Annotated in this window: 14 protein-coding genes and 1 pseudogene; 13 read left to right on the forward strand and 2 right to left on the reverse strand. The window is 66.6% G+C overall.

Features of this window, described 5'->3' with window-relative positions; translation table 11 throughout:
- Positions 1–7: 7 nt before the first annotated feature.
- The 11 genes and pseudogenes from QRN34_RS08865 (at position 8) to QRN34_RS08915 (ending at position 10,096) form a co-directional block, all read left to right on the forward strand.
- Entirely contained in the window at positions 8–406 is a 399-nt protein-coding gene (locus tag QRN34_RS08865; protein WP_285403888.1) for a TrbC/VirB2 family protein, read from the forward strand.
- Positions 406–717, forward strand: coding sequence for a conjugal transfer protein TrbD (locus tag QRN34_RS08870; RefSeq protein WP_285403890.1), 312 nt, complete (start codon positions 406–408; stop codon positions 715–717). Before QRN34_RS08865 ends, QRN34_RS08870 begins: the two co-directional genes overlap by 1 nt.
- On the forward strand, positions 714–3,251 hold the full coding sequence (locus QRN34_RS08875; RefSeq protein WP_285403892.1) for a VirB4 family type IV secretion/conjugal transfer ATPase: 2,538 nt from the start codon (positions 714–716) through the stop codon (positions 3,249–3,251). The genes QRN34_RS08870 and QRN34_RS08875 overlap by 4 nt, the downstream gene beginning before the upstream one ends.
- Positions 3,248–3,964, forward strand: a complete 717-nt coding sequence (locus QRN34_RS08880) for a VirB8/TrbF family protein (RefSeq protein ID WP_285403894.1) — start codon at positions 3,248–3,250, stop codon at positions 3,962–3,964. Before QRN34_RS08875 ends, QRN34_RS08880 begins: the two co-directional genes overlap by 4 nt.
- Before the next feature lie 10 nt (positions 3,965–3,974).
- Positions 3,975–4,868: a P-type conjugative transfer protein TrbG gene (gene trbG, locus QRN34_RS08885; RefSeq protein WP_285403896.1), complete on the forward strand. Its 894-nt coding sequence runs from the start codon at positions 3,975–3,977 to the stop codon at positions 4,866–4,868.
- Complete coding sequence (locus QRN34_RS08890) at positions 4,865–6,058, forward strand: TrbI/VirB10 family protein (RefSeq protein ID WP_285403897.1); 1,194 nt, start codon at positions 4,865–4,867, stop codon at positions 6,056–6,058. Before trbG ends, QRN34_RS08890 begins: the two co-directional genes overlap by 4 nt.
- 19 nt (positions 6,059–6,077) lie before the next feature.
- Complete coding sequence (locus tag QRN34_RS08895) at positions 6,078–6,929, forward strand: hypothetical protein (RefSeq protein WP_285403899.1); 852 nt, start codon at positions 6,078–6,080, stop codon at positions 6,927–6,929.
- A 7-nt stretch (positions 6,930–6,936) separates the two neighbouring features.
- Positions 6,937–8,013: a P-type conjugative transfer protein TrbL gene (trbL, locus tag QRN34_RS08900; RefSeq protein ID WP_285403901.1), complete on the forward strand. Its 1,077-nt coding sequence runs from the start codon at positions 6,937–6,939 to the stop codon at positions 8,011–8,013.
- Positions 8,010–8,453, forward strand: a pseudogene (locus QRN34_RS08905) (muramidase); the annotation flags it as partial. The gene trbL and the pseudogene QRN34_RS08905, both read left to right, overlap by 4 nt.
- Positions 8,454–8,488: 35 nt before the next feature.
- Positions 8,489–9,469 carry a fimbrial protein gene (locus QRN34_RS08910; protein ID WP_285403902.1) on the forward strand — a complete coding sequence of 327 codons (981 nt, stop codon included), beginning with the start codon at positions 8,489–8,491 and terminating at the stop codon, positions 9,467–9,469.
- Positions 9,470–9,550: 81 nt separating this feature from the next.
- Positions 9,551–10,096, forward strand: coding sequence for a DUF2058 domain-containing protein (locus QRN34_RS08915; protein WP_285403903.1), 546 nt, complete (start codon positions 9,551–9,553; stop codon positions 10,094–10,096).
- Here the strand turns inward: QRN34_RS08915 and QRN34_RS08920 are convergent.
- Positions 10,086–11,147, reverse strand: coding sequence for a trifunctional transcriptional activator/DNA repair protein Ada/methylated-DNA--[protein]-cysteine S-methyltransferase (locus tag QRN34_RS08920; protein WP_285403905.1), 1,062 nt, complete (start codon positions 11,145–11,147; stop codon positions 10,086–10,088). The genes QRN34_RS08915 and QRN34_RS08920 overlap by 11 nt on opposite strands.
- Before the next feature lie 65 nt (positions 11,148–11,212).
- Positions 11,213–12,556 carry an MFS transporter gene (locus QRN34_RS08925; protein WP_036138490.1) on the reverse strand — a complete coding sequence of 448 codons (1,344 nt, stop codon included), beginning with the start codon at positions 12,554–12,556 and terminating at the stop codon, positions 11,213–11,215.
- 180 nt (positions 12,557–12,736) lie between these two features.
- Between QRN34_RS08925 and cyoA the strand changes: the two genes are divergently transcribed.
- Both cyoA and cyoB read left to right on the forward strand, forming a co-directional pair.
- A complete protein-coding gene (cyoA, locus tag QRN34_RS08930; RefSeq protein ID WP_285403907.1) occupies positions 12,737–13,798 on the forward strand; it encodes a ubiquinol oxidase subunit II in 1,062 nt (353 codons plus the stop codon).
- A gap of 70 nt (positions 13,799–13,868) precedes the next feature.
- Entirely contained in the window at positions 13,869–15,842 is a 1,974-nt protein-coding gene (gene cyoB / locus QRN34_RS08935) for a cytochrome o ubiquinol oxidase subunit I (RefSeq protein WP_285403977.1), read from the forward strand.
- Positions 15,843–15,845 lie beyond the last annotated feature (3 nt).

Here is a 15,845-nt window from a genome sequence, read left to right on the forward strand (position 1 = left end):
GAAAACCATGAACCCGTCCACCCCGCGTCATTGCCCGTCGCCATCGCTGATCGTTCCCGCATTGCTCCTCGTATTCCTGGTGGCGTTGCCGGAGCTTGCCCACGCCCTGGATGCCAAGCCACTGCCCTACGAAGAAGGCCTGGGCTCGCTCTATACCTCGTTGACCGGTCCCGTGCCCTTCATCATTTCGCTGGTGGGCATCGTGGCCTGCGGCGCCATGCTCATCTTCGGCGGCGAGATCAGCGGGTTCCTGCGCACCATGGTGTTCCTCGTGCTGGTGATCTCGGTGATCGTGCAGGCCACAGCCGTGGTGTCCATGTTCGGCGGCAACTGGCAGGGCAAGTCCGCCGGCGCGACTCAAGCACGTTCCCCGTTGTCGGCAGCGTACGCTCGCGGCTTCGCCTGATGGCCGTCCGTACCGTGCCCATCCGGCGTGCCGGCAATCGCGACAACCTGTTCATGGGCGGCGACCGCGAACTCGTGCTGTTTTCGGGGTTGCTCGCGGCGGCGCTCGTCTTCTCGGCGCAGGAATGGAAGGCCGCCGTGTTCGGTGGCGCCCTGTGGATCGGTGCGGTACAGGTGTTCCGCCTGATGGCCCGGGCCGACCCGAAGATGCGCAAGGTGTACCTGCGCCAGCGCCGGTACCGGGCCTACTATGCGGCGCGATCCACGCCGTTCCGTCGCAACGGCCCGGCCGAGGAGGCGCAGTACCGATGATGGCGTGGATCACCTCGGCCATGGCGTCGATCGTCGGCGTGCTCGTCATCCTGCTGCTGTACCGCATCCGTCGGCTGGATGCGGAGCCCAAGCTCAGCCACTACCGTCCGCACGGCCAGGGCGTGGCGGATTTGCTCAACTACGCGGCCGTGGTGGACGACGGCGTGGTGGTGGGCAAGAACGGCGCGTTGATGGCAGCGTGGATCTTCACCGGCGACGATGCTGCCAGCAGTACCGATGAACAGCGCGAGACGGCCTCCATGCGCGTGAACCAGGCGCTTGCGCGGCTGGGCAACGGCTGGATCCTGCACGTGGATGCGGTTCGGCGGCCCGCGCAGGATTACGCCGACGCGGCGTGCTCGGCGTTTCCCGATCCGGTCTCGGCCGCCATCGACGAGGAACGCCGACGGATGTTCAACAGCCTGGGCGCCACCTACGAGGGCTACCTGGTGATGACGCTGACCTGGTTTCCGCCGCAGGTGGCGCAGCGCCGCTTCGTCGAGATGATGTTCGACGACGACAGCGAAGTGGCCGGCAAGGCCGAGCGTACGTATGGCCTGCTGGCCGAGTTCCAGCGCGAGTGCCGTGGCTTCGAGGGCCGGTTGTCCGGCGTGTTCCGCATGGACCGGCTGAAGGGCCGGCGCCACGTCACCGAGGAAGGCCGCGAGCAGATCCACGACGACTTCCTGCGCTGGTTGCAGCTGTGCGTCACCGGGCTGGACCATCCGATCACGTTGCCGGCCAACCCGGTGTACGTGGACGCGCTGGTGGGCGGCCAGGAAATATGGGCGGGCGTGGCGCCGCGGATCGGCCGGCGTTTCGTGCAGGTGGTGGCCATCGAAGGGTTTCCGCTGGAGTCCTACCCCGGCATCCTGACCTCACTGGCCGAGCTGCCCAGTGCCTACCGCTGGTCCAACCGGTTCATCTTCATGGACGCGCACGAAGCCCTGCGGGAAATGGAGAAATTCCGCAAGAAGTGGCGGCAGAAGGTGCGCGGCTTCTTCGACCAGGTGTTCCAGACCAGTTCGGGCTCGGTCAACTACGACGCGTTGTCGATGGTGCACGACGCGGAAGCCGCCATCGCGGAGATCAACAGTGGCCTGGTCGCCCAGGGTTACTACACCAGCGTGGTCGTGGTGTCCGACGAGGACCGCGCGCGGCTGGACCGCTCGGTACGTCAGATCGAGAAAGCGATCAACGCGCGCGGTTTCGCCGCCCGCGTGGAAACGGTCAACACCATGGACGCGCTGCTCGGCAGCCTGCCCGGGCACGGCGTGGAGAACGTGCGTCGCCCGCAGATCAATACGCTCAACCTCGCCGACCTGCTGCCGTCGTCCACCATCTGGACCGGGCAGGCCGAGGCGCCGTGTCCGATGTATCCGCCCGCGTCGCCGCCGCTCATGCAGTGCGTCACGCAGGGGGCGACGCCGTTCCGGCTCAACCTGCACGTGAACGACCTCGGCCACACGTTCCTGTTCGGACCCACGGGTTCGGGCAAGTCGACCCACCTGGGCCTTATCGCGGCGCAGTTGCGGCGCTATCGCGGCATGTCGCTGTACTGCTTCGACAAGGGCCTGTCGCTGTTTCCGCTGGCCAAGGCCTGCGGTGGCCTGCATGTCGAGGTGGGCGGCGACAACGAGACCCTGGCCTTCTGTCCGCTGCAGTTCCTGGCGTCCCGGGCGGATCGCGCCTGGGCGGTGGAATGGATCGACAGCATGCTGGCCCTGAACGGCGTGCAGACCACCCCCGCGCAGCGCAACGAGATCGGCAACGCCATCGTGTCCATGCAGCAATCCGGCGCGACGACCTTGTCGGAGTTCGTGCTGATGATCCAGGACGAATCGATCCGCGAGGCACTGCGTGTCTATACCGCGGACGGCGCCATGGGCCACCTGCTGGACGCGGCGCAGGACGGCCTGCGCCTGTCGGAGTTCGCGGTGTTCGAGATCGAGGACCTGCTCAACCTGGGCGACCGCTTCGTCCTGCCCGTGCTGCTGTATCTCTTCCGTCGTATCGAGGCGTCGCTGACCGGCCAGCCCGCGGCGATCATTCTCGACGAGGCCTGGCTGATGCTGGGCCACCCGGTGTTCCGCGCGAAGATCCGCGAGTGGCTCAAGGTGCTGCGCAAGTCCAACTGCATCGTCATCATGGCCACGCAAAGTCTTTCCGACGCCGCCCGCTCGGGCATCCTCGACGTGATCGTCGAATCCACCGCGACGCGGATATTCCTGCCCAATCCGTTCGCCCGCGACGACGACGCCAGTGCGCTCTATCGGCGCATGGGCCTGAACACCCGGCAGATCGAGATCCTCGCCACCGCGGTGCAGAAACGCCATTACTACTACGTGTCGGAGCAGGGCAGGCGCCTCTACGAACTCGCGCTGGGTCCGCTGGCGCTCGCCTTCATCGGCCATACCGATCGCGAGTCCATCGCCACCATTCGTGCCCTGGAGGATCGCCACGGCGAGGCCTGGGTACATGCCTGGCTGCAGCTCAAGGGGCTGCGGCTGGAAGACTACGGAGCGCCCGCATGAGCACGCCCAGCAAGACGCCCCATCCACGCCCGATGTCCGGCAAGGGCCTGGCGCATCCCTACCTCAACGCGCGGCGCACCTGGAACTCCCACGTGGGCAGCCTGATCGCGTCGCGCACCCTGTGGCAGGCCGTGGCGCTGATTGCCCTGCTGATCGTGCTCGCCGCGGTCGGCGGGGTGGTCTACATCGGCAGCCAGTCCAAGTTCGTGCCCTATGTCATCGAGGTGAACAAGCTGGGCGAAGCGATGGCCGTGGCGCCGGCGGACAAGGCGGCACGGGTGGACCAGCGGGTCATCCGCGCCTCGGTGGCCGATTTCATCGTCAACGCGCGCACCGTCACGCCGGATATCGCGATGCAGCGTCGCGCCATCTTCAAGGTCTACGCGCTGATGGACGCGGGCAGTGCGGCGGCACGGAAGATGACCGCGTGGCTGAACGGCTCGCCCGAGACCAATCCGTTCAAGCGGGCGCAGAAGCAGACGGTGAACGTCGAGATCGCCTCGGCGATCCCGCAGACGGCAAGCACCTGGCAGGTCGACTGGATCGAAACCCAGCGCTCGCGCCAGGGCGAGCTGCTGGGCAAGCCTTACCGCATGAGGGCCCTGCTCAATGTCGAGACCCGCTCCCCCGCGAGCGATATCGACGACGAGCAACTGCGGCTCAATCCGCTGGGTATCTACATCTCCGACTACTCCTGGTCCAAGCAGTTCTGACGGGCACGACATGAAAACAGCAGCTACCCTCGCCACGCTGGCGTGGCTCCTCCCCGCCGTCGCCACGGCGACCACCGAGACCGAGCTGGCCGACCAGTTCTTCTCGCGGGACAACCCGCGACTGACCGCCCAGGAAAAAGCCGGGCTCGATATCTCGCGCAAATGGATCGCCAGCACGGCCGCCTCGGTGAAGCCCGTGCCTGGGCCGGACGGCAGCATCCGCTTCCTGTTCGGACAATCCCAGCCCAGCGTCGTGTGCGCCGTCATGCAGGTGTGCGACGTGGAACTGGAACCGGGCGAGCAGGTCAGCTCGGTCAACGTGGGCGACGCCGTGCGCTGGCTGGTGGAGCCCGCGCTGTCCGGTACGGGTGCCACCGCGGTGCAGCACATGGTCATCAAGCCGCTCGATGTCGGCCTGGAAACCTCGCTGATGGTTACGACGGACCGGCGTACCTATCACATGAGGCTGCGCTCGCATCGCACGGAATACATGCCCCGTGTTGCGTTTACCTATCCGGATGCGGTCGAGGCCAAATGGGCCGCGGTGAAACGTCAGGCGGCCGTGGCCCAGTCCACCCCACCGCCGGCGGAGAAAAAGCCGTACCTGGGCGACCTCGATTTCGGTTATCGGATCAGCGGCAACGCACCGTTCAAACCCGCGCGCGTCTACAACGACGGCGTGAAGACCGTGATCGAGATGCCGCCCACGTTCACCCAGGGCGAGGCACCCACGCTGCTGGTGATACGGGAGAGCGGCAGCTTCTTCCGGAAAGACGAAGAGGTGATGGTCAATTACCGCCTGCAGGACGGCCGTTACATCGTCGATACGTTGTTCCGTAAAGCCGTCCTCGTGGCCGGTGTCGGCGTGGCGCAGCGGCGCATCACCATCGAGCGGCGCCGGTGAACGAGGTGGTGGCTCGCCCGTCCGGCGTGCGCCGGGTGAACAACGTGCCGCTGCTGATCGTCGGTGGCGTCATGGCGGTATTCGTCGTGCTCGTGGCGCTGGTGGCGCTGCAACGTGGGCGCACAAGCGAGCCTGCGCCTGCGCCGGTCGCGAGTGCGCTGCCCGAGAACAGCCGGTTGCTCGAGCAGATGCTGGCCGGCGGCGCTACCGCCGGCCTGGTCCCGGACCCCGACGAGCCGGCCGTGCCGTCGTTCCCGGTGGCACGCGTGGCCGATCCCGGGATGCCACCGCTGCCTGCGAGCCGCACGGAAGGCGCCCCGGGCGTCGAGGACGATGCCGTGGCCCGGGAGCGCATGAAACTGTTCCAGGACGCGTTGCACGCGCGCACCGGCCTGGCTGCGGCCGCGACGCGCCCCGAGGCGCCGGCAGGCAAGGGGGTTGCCGTGGACGATGCCCGTACGAACGCCACGGAGACACCGGCGTCCGACGCCCGGCTGCCCGTGCACGCAGACGGCGACTACGCTGCGTTCGACGACGCGAGGGCGCGGGCGGCGGGTGCGGATCGCTGGCGGCTGGATACCCGCGTGGACGCCCCGCGCACCGCGTTCGAACTGCGCGCGGGCTCGGTGATCCCGGCCACGATGATCTCGGGCATCCACTCCGAGTTACCCGGCCAGATCATCGCCCAGGTCAGCCAGGACGTGTTCGACACGGCGACCGGACACCATCGGCTGATCCCGCAGGGCGCACGGCTGGTCGGGCGCTATAGCCACAACGTCATCGAAGGGCAGTCGCGTGTCCTGGTGGCCTGGCAGCGCATCGTGTTTCCCGACGGCAAGGCCCTCGACATCGGGGCCATGGAAGGCGTGGACGCGGCGGGTTACGCAGGCTTCCACGACAAGGTCAACCGCCACTACCTGCGCATGTTCGCCTCGGCCGTCCTGATGTCCGGGATCACCACCGGCCTGACGTCGTCCGGCATCCGTCCGTCGGACGATCCGTTCGGTACCTCCAGCCCCGTCATGCTGCGCGAAAACCTGGCCCGGCAGATCGGCGAGGTGGCGACGAAGATGATCGACAGGAACATGAGCTACGCGCCCGAACTCACCATCCGACCCGGTTATCGCTTCAACGTCATGGCCGTGAAGGACCTGACCTTCAGGCAGCCCTACACGCCATTCGATTACTGATCCCAGGAGTACGCGTGCCATGAAAGCATGGAGCCGAGTGCCGCGGTCGGCCGCCGTCGTACTGATGGCGATCATCGCCACCAGTACGACGGGCCGGGCAGCGGCGAGCGTCGCTGTCTTCGACATGATGAATTTCTTCTCGAACGTCGCCCAGAACGCGCAACTGGTGGCGATCAGGAAGTCGCTGACCGATCAGAGTGGTGGCTCGCTCAAGCAACACGCCGAGAACATCGACAAGGCCGCACAGCAAACCAATGCGTCCAGCGCGCATATCGCGGCGATGTCGAGCGAGATCAGCAGGAAGCTCGACACGAATGCGGCAATCGATGCGAACTTCACCTGGATCATCACCCGCGGCGCCCACGGCGACCGCATCGTCCCGATACCCCACGAGGTGAAGCAGCTGCTGCAGAAGGTTCACGCGCCGGGCGGCAGTGACGACTATGCCGCGCATTTCGAGGATGCCTCGGCGTACTACACCCGGCTGGGCGGCAACGCGGGCGATGCCGCCGGTGCCGATTTCGAAGGTTCGCGCGCGCGCAAGGCGGCCAACGACGCGCTGGTGAAGATCATCGATATGGAGCAGGGCCGCCTCGACGACGAAGCCGGCGGGCTGGAGGCATTGGCGACGGTCGGCAATGCGGTCGAGGGCCAGGGCCGTCAACTCCAGATCGCCAACGCCCTGGCGGGTTCGCAAGCCAACCAGCTGATCAAGATGCGTTCGATGATGCTGGCCTCGGAGTTCGCGCGTGCCGCCGAAGCGCAGGCGGCCGCGGACAAGGACGCGCGAGCCATCGCCACGGGCCGGCACCTGCGCGAAGGGCTGCAGTCGGCCATCGTCGCCTCTGAAACACCGTTGCCGTCCCTGTGAGCACGCCATGTCGCGCATGAACCGGTCGTCCGTCGCCCTCGGCCTCCCGCTGCTGTTGCTGGCCGTGGTCGCGCACGCCCAGAAGGTCACGCCTGACGCGGTGGTGACTGCCGCGGAAACGGCGATGACGAAAAGCCTGGCGATCGAGGGCATCCTGGACGCGGCGAAAACGCTGTTCTGGTCGCTCGCCGTGATCAGCCTGGTCTGGACGATGGGCATGCTGGTGCTGCGGCAGGACCTGGGCGAGGTGCTGCTGGAGCTGGTCCGGTTCGTGGTCGTCACCGGCACGTTCTACTGGTTGCTGGTGAACGCCAGCGACGGCCAAGGGGGCGACGGCTTCATCGCCGATATCGTCGACTCGTTCTTCGAACTGGGCGAAGGGATGGGCGACGGCATGGGCGCCTCGCGGTTTCGTACGCATGCCGACGCCTTCGTCGCGCGTGGCCTGCGCATCTATTTCACCACGCTGGACGCCACCCGGACCGGCAGCGAGGCCGACCAGTTGCTGGCGGGTGGCATTGCCGTCCTCATCCTCGTACTGCTGACGATCGTCGCGGCGCAGTTTCTCGTCGCGCTGGTGACGGCCTGGCTGCTCGGCTATGCCGGCATCTTCCTGCTCGGCTTCGGCGGCGCACGCTGGACGTCCGCGCTGGCCATCAGCTATTACAAGCACGCCCTGGCGGTCGGTATCAGCGTGCTTATGCTGGGCGTGCTCGGTGCCGGCGGACACCGTGCGATCGAAGGCCTGTCCAGCGCCAGCATGAATGCGAGCGACCCGCGCTTCATGTGGCTCGGCATGATGCTGGCGGTATCGGTCCTGGTCCTGGTCCTGGCGATACGCATTCCGCAGTTCTTCTACACGCTGGTGACCGGCTCCCACCTGGGCGTGCTGGCCGGTTCGGCGGGCGTGATCGGAAGCGCCATCGCCATGGGCGGTGGCGCGGCATTCGCCGCCGCGACCGGGCGTGCGGGCGTGGCGGTGTATGGCGATCTGCCCGGCGGCCCACCCGGCGCGCGCACGACATCGGTGATGGACGCCGTGCAGCGATCCGCCTCGGTGGGGCGCGACGAGCCGTCGCCATGATCGACACCCTTCCGGACATCCCGCCGCCGCGCCAGGAGATGGTCGTGTGCTCACTCGGTGCCTCGCTGGCCTACGACGTACCCGCCAACATCCTGCTCGCCATCGCGGAGAAGGAGGCGGGCAAGCCGGGGCAGTGGGTGCGCAACGCCAACGGCACCTACGACGTCGGCCCGTTGCAGTTCAACACGGCGTACCTGCGCGGCCTGTCGCGGTTCGGTATCGCCCCTGCCGACGTGGCGGCGCCGGGTTGCTATGCCTTCCTGCTCGCGGCGTGGCGCATCCGTGGGCACCTGCGCGGCGACACCGGCGATGTCTGGACACGCGCTGCCAACTACCACTCGCGCACGCCGCGGTTCAACGCGCGCTATCGCGCCGACCTGATCCGCCGCGCGGTGCGCTGGTCGTCGTGGCTGGATCGCCACTTTCCCACCCACGACGTCATCGTGGACCACCCACCTTAAGGAACGAGGTTTCCATGCATCACCGAACGATCCGTCGCGCGTCGTGCGCGCTGCCGCTGCTGCTGTTCGCCATGCCGGCCATGGCGATATCCAGCGGCTGTTACTGGCAGGCCGAAGGCAACTACCAGCTAGGCCAGACCGCGCAGATCACGGTCAGCAACGCCATGGCGCCTGGTACCGTGGTCCGCGACGACGTGGCCTATGGCGACGGCAACCGGCTGGCGAAATGCGGAAAAGGCTACGCCACGCTGGAAGGCGATTACACCGTGGCCCGCGAAGGCGGCATGGTCCCCCTCACCGTAGGCGGCCAGCCGTCGGGCTTCGGCATCGAGGTGTACATCCATGACCTGCGCAACAGCCAGCACTACGAGTTCCCGCACCGATACCAGCGCTACTTCGGGCTGGGCGACGGGGTGATCGGCAACGACGCCGTGGTCGGCTATCGCGTCAAGCGCCTGGGCGGCCCGGTGCGCTTCGGTCGCGTCGACAGCCGGGTCATCGCCCAGCAGTGGTCCTACCAGCCCGGCAATGTCAGGACCCGGGCATTCCGCCACCTCGTGGTCTACGACCTCCAGTTCGTACGCCCCACCTGCAGCATCAGCGCGGAATCGCTGAACCAGGTTTTCGACGTGGGCACCTACCACGTCGGCAATTTCGCCACGCCGGAGCGTGCGACCCCGTGGCGGCCCTTTCACCTGGTGGTGCAGGAATGCGCCGAACCGGTCGGCCTGGTCGCCTCGTTCACGTTCGGAAGGGCCGCGGACGCGGACCCGACGGTGAGCGAGCTCTTCTCGCTCAGTGGCCCTCGCAACGTGGGCCTCGAACTGGCCAGCGACGACACCCGGACGACGATCCGGCCGGGCGTGCCGTTCCTGGCCAACGCGCTGGGTACGGGACGTTCCTACGACTTCAACGTGCGCCTGCGCGAAACCGGCCCGACCGTGCGCGGCGGTGCGTTCCGGCGCCCCATCGTGGTGCAGGTGGATTTCAACTGAGCCGGCGGGGCGGCAGCCCGCCGGCCCCGGTGCGGGTCTTCGGCGCTAGAATCGATGCCCCGCACGTACGAAACCACCGCCATGCGCAATCCGCTCCAGGAACAGCTACTCAAGGCCGGCCTCGTCAAGAAGGACAAGCTGGCCAAGGTCGCGCGCGAACAGGCCAAGGCGCGTCAGGGCAAGGCGCCGGCACCGGATACCGCCGACCAGGTGGACGTTCGCCGGCTCCAGGCCGAGCGTGCCGAGCGCGATCGGGCCCTCGCTGCCGAGCGCAACGCCGAGGCCCGCGCCAGGGAGATCCGCGCGCAGGTCCGGCAGATCATCGAGACGACCCGGGTCAAGCGCGAGGGCGATATCGCCTATCGCTTCAACGATGGCGAGAAGATCGCCAGCATCTTCGTCAACGAGGCGCTGCGTGCGCAGCTTGCCTCCGGCAGCCTGGTGATCGCGCGGGCCGGCGACGGCTACGAGCTCATCCCGCGCCTGCCCGCCGACAAGATCCATGCCCGTGCCACGGACATGATCGTGCTCGATCACGGCCGCAAGGAAGGCGATCCGCTGCCGACCAGCGACGATGACGACGACTACTACAAGCAGTTCGTCGTGCCGGACGATCTCATCTGGTGACCCCCACCACCTTCCGCTCATGCCGCAGCAGCCAGTCCTTCCGCCATAGCCCACCGCCGTAGCCGGTCAGCGAGCCATCGGCGCCGATCACCCGGTGGCACGGGATCACGATGGCGAGCTGGTTGGCCCCGTTGGCCCGGGCAACCGCACGCACGGCCGTATGGCGGCCCGCGGCGTGCGCGATGTCGCCATAGCTCCGGGTACTTCCGGGCGGAATCGCGACCAAGGCATCCCATACGGCCTTCGTGAAGGCGGAGCCGTGACGGGCCAGCGGCGTGTCGAAGGCCAGCCGCCGGCCCTCGAAGTAGTCCCTCAGTTCGGCTTCGATGCGGTCGATGACCGGGGTGCGCCCGAACGTGATCGAAGACCGGGTCGCCTCGCGCAGCTTCTTCAGTTCGGTGGGCAGCGCGGTACGGTCGAAGAACTCCAGCAGGTGCAGGGCGTGGGCGTCCGCCACCGCCAGCATCGTGCCGATCGGTGACTCGATCCAGTCGGCCCGGAGTAGCTCCCTGCCGCGCAGTGCCACCGGCACCTCGCCCAGCAGGCGCACGATGGCCTCGCGGAAGCCGCTGCCGGACCCGTAGCCGGCAGCTTGCTGGGCGTCGATGACGCTGGCGCGGGTGGCGAGCCGGTCCATGCCCCGCCCGGCGCGCCGCAGGCGGGCCATGTCGAGGAAGGTGAGGCCGAGGTGGCGCTTGAATGCGCGGCGGACGGTCGAGGGGTCGTAGCCCAGTTCGACCAGATCGCCCTCGGCCCAGATCCGCTCGGGCTCGTCTTCCAGGCGCCTGAGCAGGGCCGAGACGATCGGCTCCCGTTGGCCCACCGGGTCCAGCGGCCGGCAGCGGAGGCACGGCCGGAAGCCCGCCTCGAAGCAGGCGGGTACCGAATCGTAGAAACGGGTGTTTTCGAGCAGTGGTTTGCGTGCCGGGCAGGTCAGCCGGCAGAACACGCCCGTGCTGGTGACCCCGACGAACACATGGCCGTCATAGGCGGGGTCGCGTTCCAGCAAGGCGCGGTAGAGGGTGTCGCGGTCGGGCAGGTCGAAGAGCATGCGACACAGGGTAAGCCACCCCGGCGGGCCCCGCCCACGCTAATCGGGCGGGGATTTCCTTCCTGTCAGGCCTTGTTGCGGTCGGTTTCCAGCGAGCGGTTGATGCGCAGCGCCAGCAACGTGCAGGCGGCACCGGACAGCAGGTAGACGCTGACCGCGGCCAGGCCGAAGCGCATCGACAGGCCCAGCGCCACCAGCGGGGCAAAAGCCGCACCGAACAACCAGGCGAAATCGGAAGTCAGGGCCGCGCCGGTATAGCGGAAGCGCTTGGCGAAGTTGGCGGTCACCGTACCCGCGGCCTGACCGTACGACAGACCCAGCAGGGCGAAGCCGATCAGGAGGAAGGCGTCCTGGGCCACCTTGCCGCCACCCAGCAGCCAGGGCGAGGCGATGGCGAACAGGCCGATCAGTACCGCCATGGTGCCCAGCGTATTGCGACGGCCGAACTTGTCGGCCAGCACGCCCGAGGCCACCGTGGCCAGCACGGCCAGGAAGGCGCCCACGATCTGCACGACCAGGACGTTGTTGATGTCCTGCGAGCGGTTCAGCGTGATCCACGACAGCGGGAAGATCGTCACGATGTGGAACAGGGCGTAGCTGGCCAGGGCGGCGAAGGCGCCGATGAACAGGTTGTAGCCCTGGGCCTGGAACATCTCGATGATGCCGATCGGCTCCAGCTGGCCCTCTTCGAGCAACTGGGTGTATTCCTCGGTGACCACTAGGCGCAGGCGGGCGAACAGAGCCACCACGTTGATGGCGAACGCCACGAAGAACGGGTAGCGCCAGCCCCAGCCGAGGAAATCCTCACGGGACAGCTGGGTGTGCAGGAACAGGAACAGGGAGCCCGCGATCAGGAAGCCGACCGGCGCGCCCAGCTGGCCCAGCATGGCGTACCACCCGCGTTTTTCCTTGGGTGCATTGAGCGACAGCAGGGACGGCAGGCCGTCCCACGAGCCGCCCAGCGCGATGCCCTGCAGGAACCGCAGCAGCGACAGGATCACGATGACCGTGTAGCCGCCGTTCGTATTGGCTGGCAGGAAGGCGATGCTGACCGTGGACGTGCCCAGCAGGAACAGCGCCACCGTGAGTTTGGTGCTGCGGCTCCAGGTGCGCTGGATGGCCATGAACAGCGTGGTGCCGATCGGCCGGGCGATAAAGGCGAATGAAAAAATCGTGAAGGCCAGCAGGATGCCGTCCAGCGGGCTCAGGAACGGAAAGAACACCGACGGGAACACGAGCACGGACGCGATGCCGTACGTGAAGAAGTCGAAGTATTCCGAGGCCCGGCCGATAACCACGCCGACCGCGATTTCGCCCGGGGCGACCGGGGCGTGGCTGGTCTGGTGCTGGCGGCGGACGTCCTGCTCGGCGCCCGCGGCGCCCTCGTGCGCATGCGAAATGGTGGTCATCCTGGCTCGGCCCGGGTGGATAGTTGGCTACAGCATAGCGAAGCGGAAGGTCAATGGCGCGTCGAACAGGCACCAGGGGACGGCGGACCGACGCCATGGGACAATGTGTCCTATGGCCTTGGCGGCCTGTTGAGCGTAAATTTTAATGTCCCCACGGTTGCTTCCCTCATGCGAATGTCCATGAAGATGTTGCGCGGATTGCTGATCCCCGCCCTTGCCCTGCTCCTGTCGGGCTGCGATGCCGTGCTGTTCAGCCCTTCGGGCGACGTCGCAAGGCAGCAGCGCGACCTGATCATGATTTCCGTGGTGCTGATGCTCATCATCATCATCCCCGTCATCGTGATGACCTTCCTGTTCGCCTGGAAGTACAGCGAGAAAAACAAGAACCACGGCGGCTACGATCCGGACTGGAACCACTCCACGGTGCTGGAGCTGCTGATCTGGTCCGCCCCGCTGCTGATCATCATCGCGCTGGGCGCCATCACCTGGACCAGCACGCACAAGCTCGACCCCTACCGTCCGCTCGACCAGATCGACGCCTCCCGCCCGGTCCCGGCCGGCACGAAGCCGCTGGTGGTCGAGGTGGTGGCCCTGGACTGGAAATGGCTGTTCCTCTACCCGGAGCAGGGCATCGCCACGGTCAACGAGATGGCCGCCCCCGTCGATCGCCCGATCGAGTTCCACATCACGGCGTCGTCGGTGATGAATGCCTTCTTCGTCCCGTCCATGGCCGGCATGATCTACGCCATGCCCGGCATGGAGACCAAGCTGCACGCGGTCATGAACAAGACGGGCGACTTCGAGGGCATTTCCGCCAACTACAGCGGTGCCGGTTTCTCGGACATGCGTTTCCGCTTCCACAGCCTGTCCGACGCCGATTTCGCCGCCTGGGTGGCGAAGGCCAAGGCCAGCGGCGACACGCTCAGCCGCGAGGACTACCTCAAGCTCGAGCAGCCCAGCGAGAAAGAGCCCGTGCATTTCTACGGCAGCGTGGCCCCCAGCCTCTATAACGCCATCCTCAACCGCTGCGTCGAGTCCAACCGCATGTGCCAGAGCGACATGATGGCGATCGACAAGCAGGGTGGCCAGGGCGTGGTGGGCACCTACAACGTGACCTCGCTGGATGCCGCCACCCGCGCGCGGGTGGGCCTGGATACCGCCGGTCCGCGCTACGTGGGCGCGCTGTGCGTCGGCACCGGCAGCGCCGGCCAGCCGATCTCCCCTGCCGGACGTCCGCTGTAACAGCGGCCGCCTGATTTCGATTCAAGCCTTAGCGAGTCCGGTAATGAACATGCCCGATCTAGCCAAACTGATCTTCGGACGCCTCACCATCGAGGCGGTCCCGTACCACGAGCCCATCCTCATCGCCACGTTCGCGGGCGTCGCCCTCGGCGGCCTCGTGGTGCTGGGCCTGATCACCAAGTACAAGCTGTGGGGCTACCTCTGGAAAGAGTGGTTCACCAGCATCGATCACAAGAAGATCGGCATCATGTACATGGTGCTGGGCATCGTCATGCTGCTGCGCGGTTTCGCGGACGCCCTGATGATGCGCGCCCAGCAGGCGATCGCCTTCGGCGACAACCCCGGTTTCCTCCCACCGCACCACTACGACCAGATCTTCACCGCCCACGGCGTGATCATGATCTTCTTCGTGGCGATGCCGCTGGTCACCGGCCTGATGAACTACGTGGTGCCGCTGCAGATCGGCGCACGCGACGTCGCCTTCCCGTTCCTCAACAACTTCAGCTTCTGGATGACCGTGTCCGGCGCGCTGCTGGTCATGGCGTCGCTGTTCGTCGGCGAGTTCGCCCGCACTGGCTGGCTGGCCTACCCGCCGTTGTCCGGCCTCGCGGCCAGTCCCGACGTCGGGGTGGACTACTACATATGGTCGTTGCAGGTGGCCGGCGTGGGCACCACGCTGTCCGGCATCAACCTGATCGCCACCATCGTCAAGATGCGCGCACCCGGCATGTCCATGATGAAGATGCCCGTCTTCACCTGGACCTCGCTGTGCACCAACGTGCTGATCGTCGCCGCGTTCCCGGTGCTCACGGCCGTGCTGGTGCTGTTGTCGCTGGATCGCTACGTCGGCACCAACTTCTTCACGAACGACTTCGGCGGCAACGCCATGATGTACGTGAACCTGATCTGGATCTGGGGCCACCCCGAGGTCTACATCCTGATCCTGCCGGTGTTCGGCGTGTTCTCCGAGATCGTTTCCACCTTCAGCCGCAAGCGCCTGTTCGGTTACGCCTCGATGGTCTACGCCACCGTGGTCATCACCGTGCTGTCGTACCTGGTCTGGCTGCACCACTTCTTCACCATGGGCTCCGGCGCCAGCGTCAACTCGTTCTTCGGCATCACCACGATGATCATCTCGATCCCCACGGGCGCGAAGATCTTCAACTGGCTGTTCACGATGTACCGTGGCCGCATCCAGTTCGACGTGCCGATGCTCTGGACGATGGGCTTCATGGTCACCTTCGTCATCGGTGGCATGACCGGCGTCATGCTGGCGGTGCCCCCGGCGGACTTCCTGCTGCACAACAGCCTGTTCCTCATCGCGCATTTCCATAACGTGATCATCGGCGGCGTGGTGTTCGGCGTGTTCGCCGCCATCAACTACTGGTTCCCGAAGGCCTTCGGCTTCCGTCTCGACCCGTTCTGGGGCAAGTGCTCGTTCTGGTTCTGGCTGGTGGGCTTCTACTTCGCCTTCATGCCGCTGTACGTGCTGGGCTTCATGGGCGTCACCCGCCGCATGAACCACTTCGAGGACCCCTCGCTGGCGCTCTGGTTCCGCCTGGCCGCATTCGGCGCGGTGCTGATCGCCCTGGGTATCGGCTCGTTCCTCGTGCAGATCTTCGTCAGCATCCGCAACCGCGAGAAGCTGCGCGACGTCACCGGCGATCCGTGGCACGGCCGCACGCTGGAGTGGTCCACCTCTTCGCCGCCGCCGGATTACAACTTCGCGTTCACCCCGATCATCCACGAGCCGGATGCCTGGTGGGACATGAAGGAGCGCAACCACACGCGTCGCACGGAAGGCTACCTGCCCATCCACATGCCGAAGAACACCGGCGCGGGCATCATCATCGCGGGCTTCGCCTTCGTGCTGGGCTTCGCCATGATCTGGCACATGTTCCTGGTTGCCGGCCTGGCCTTCCTCGGCCTGCTGGTCACCGCGATCGGCCACACGTTCAACTACAAGCGCGACTACTACATCCCCGCCGACGAAGTGGCTCGTACCGAAGCCATCCGCACGGAAGAGCTTGCCGCCCATGTCTGATAT

It is taken from the genome of Luteibacter sp. ME-Dv--P-043b, assembly GCF_030209605.1.
GTDB lineage: Bacteria > Pseudomonadota > Gammaproteobacteria > Xanthomonadales > Rhodanobacteraceae > Luteibacter.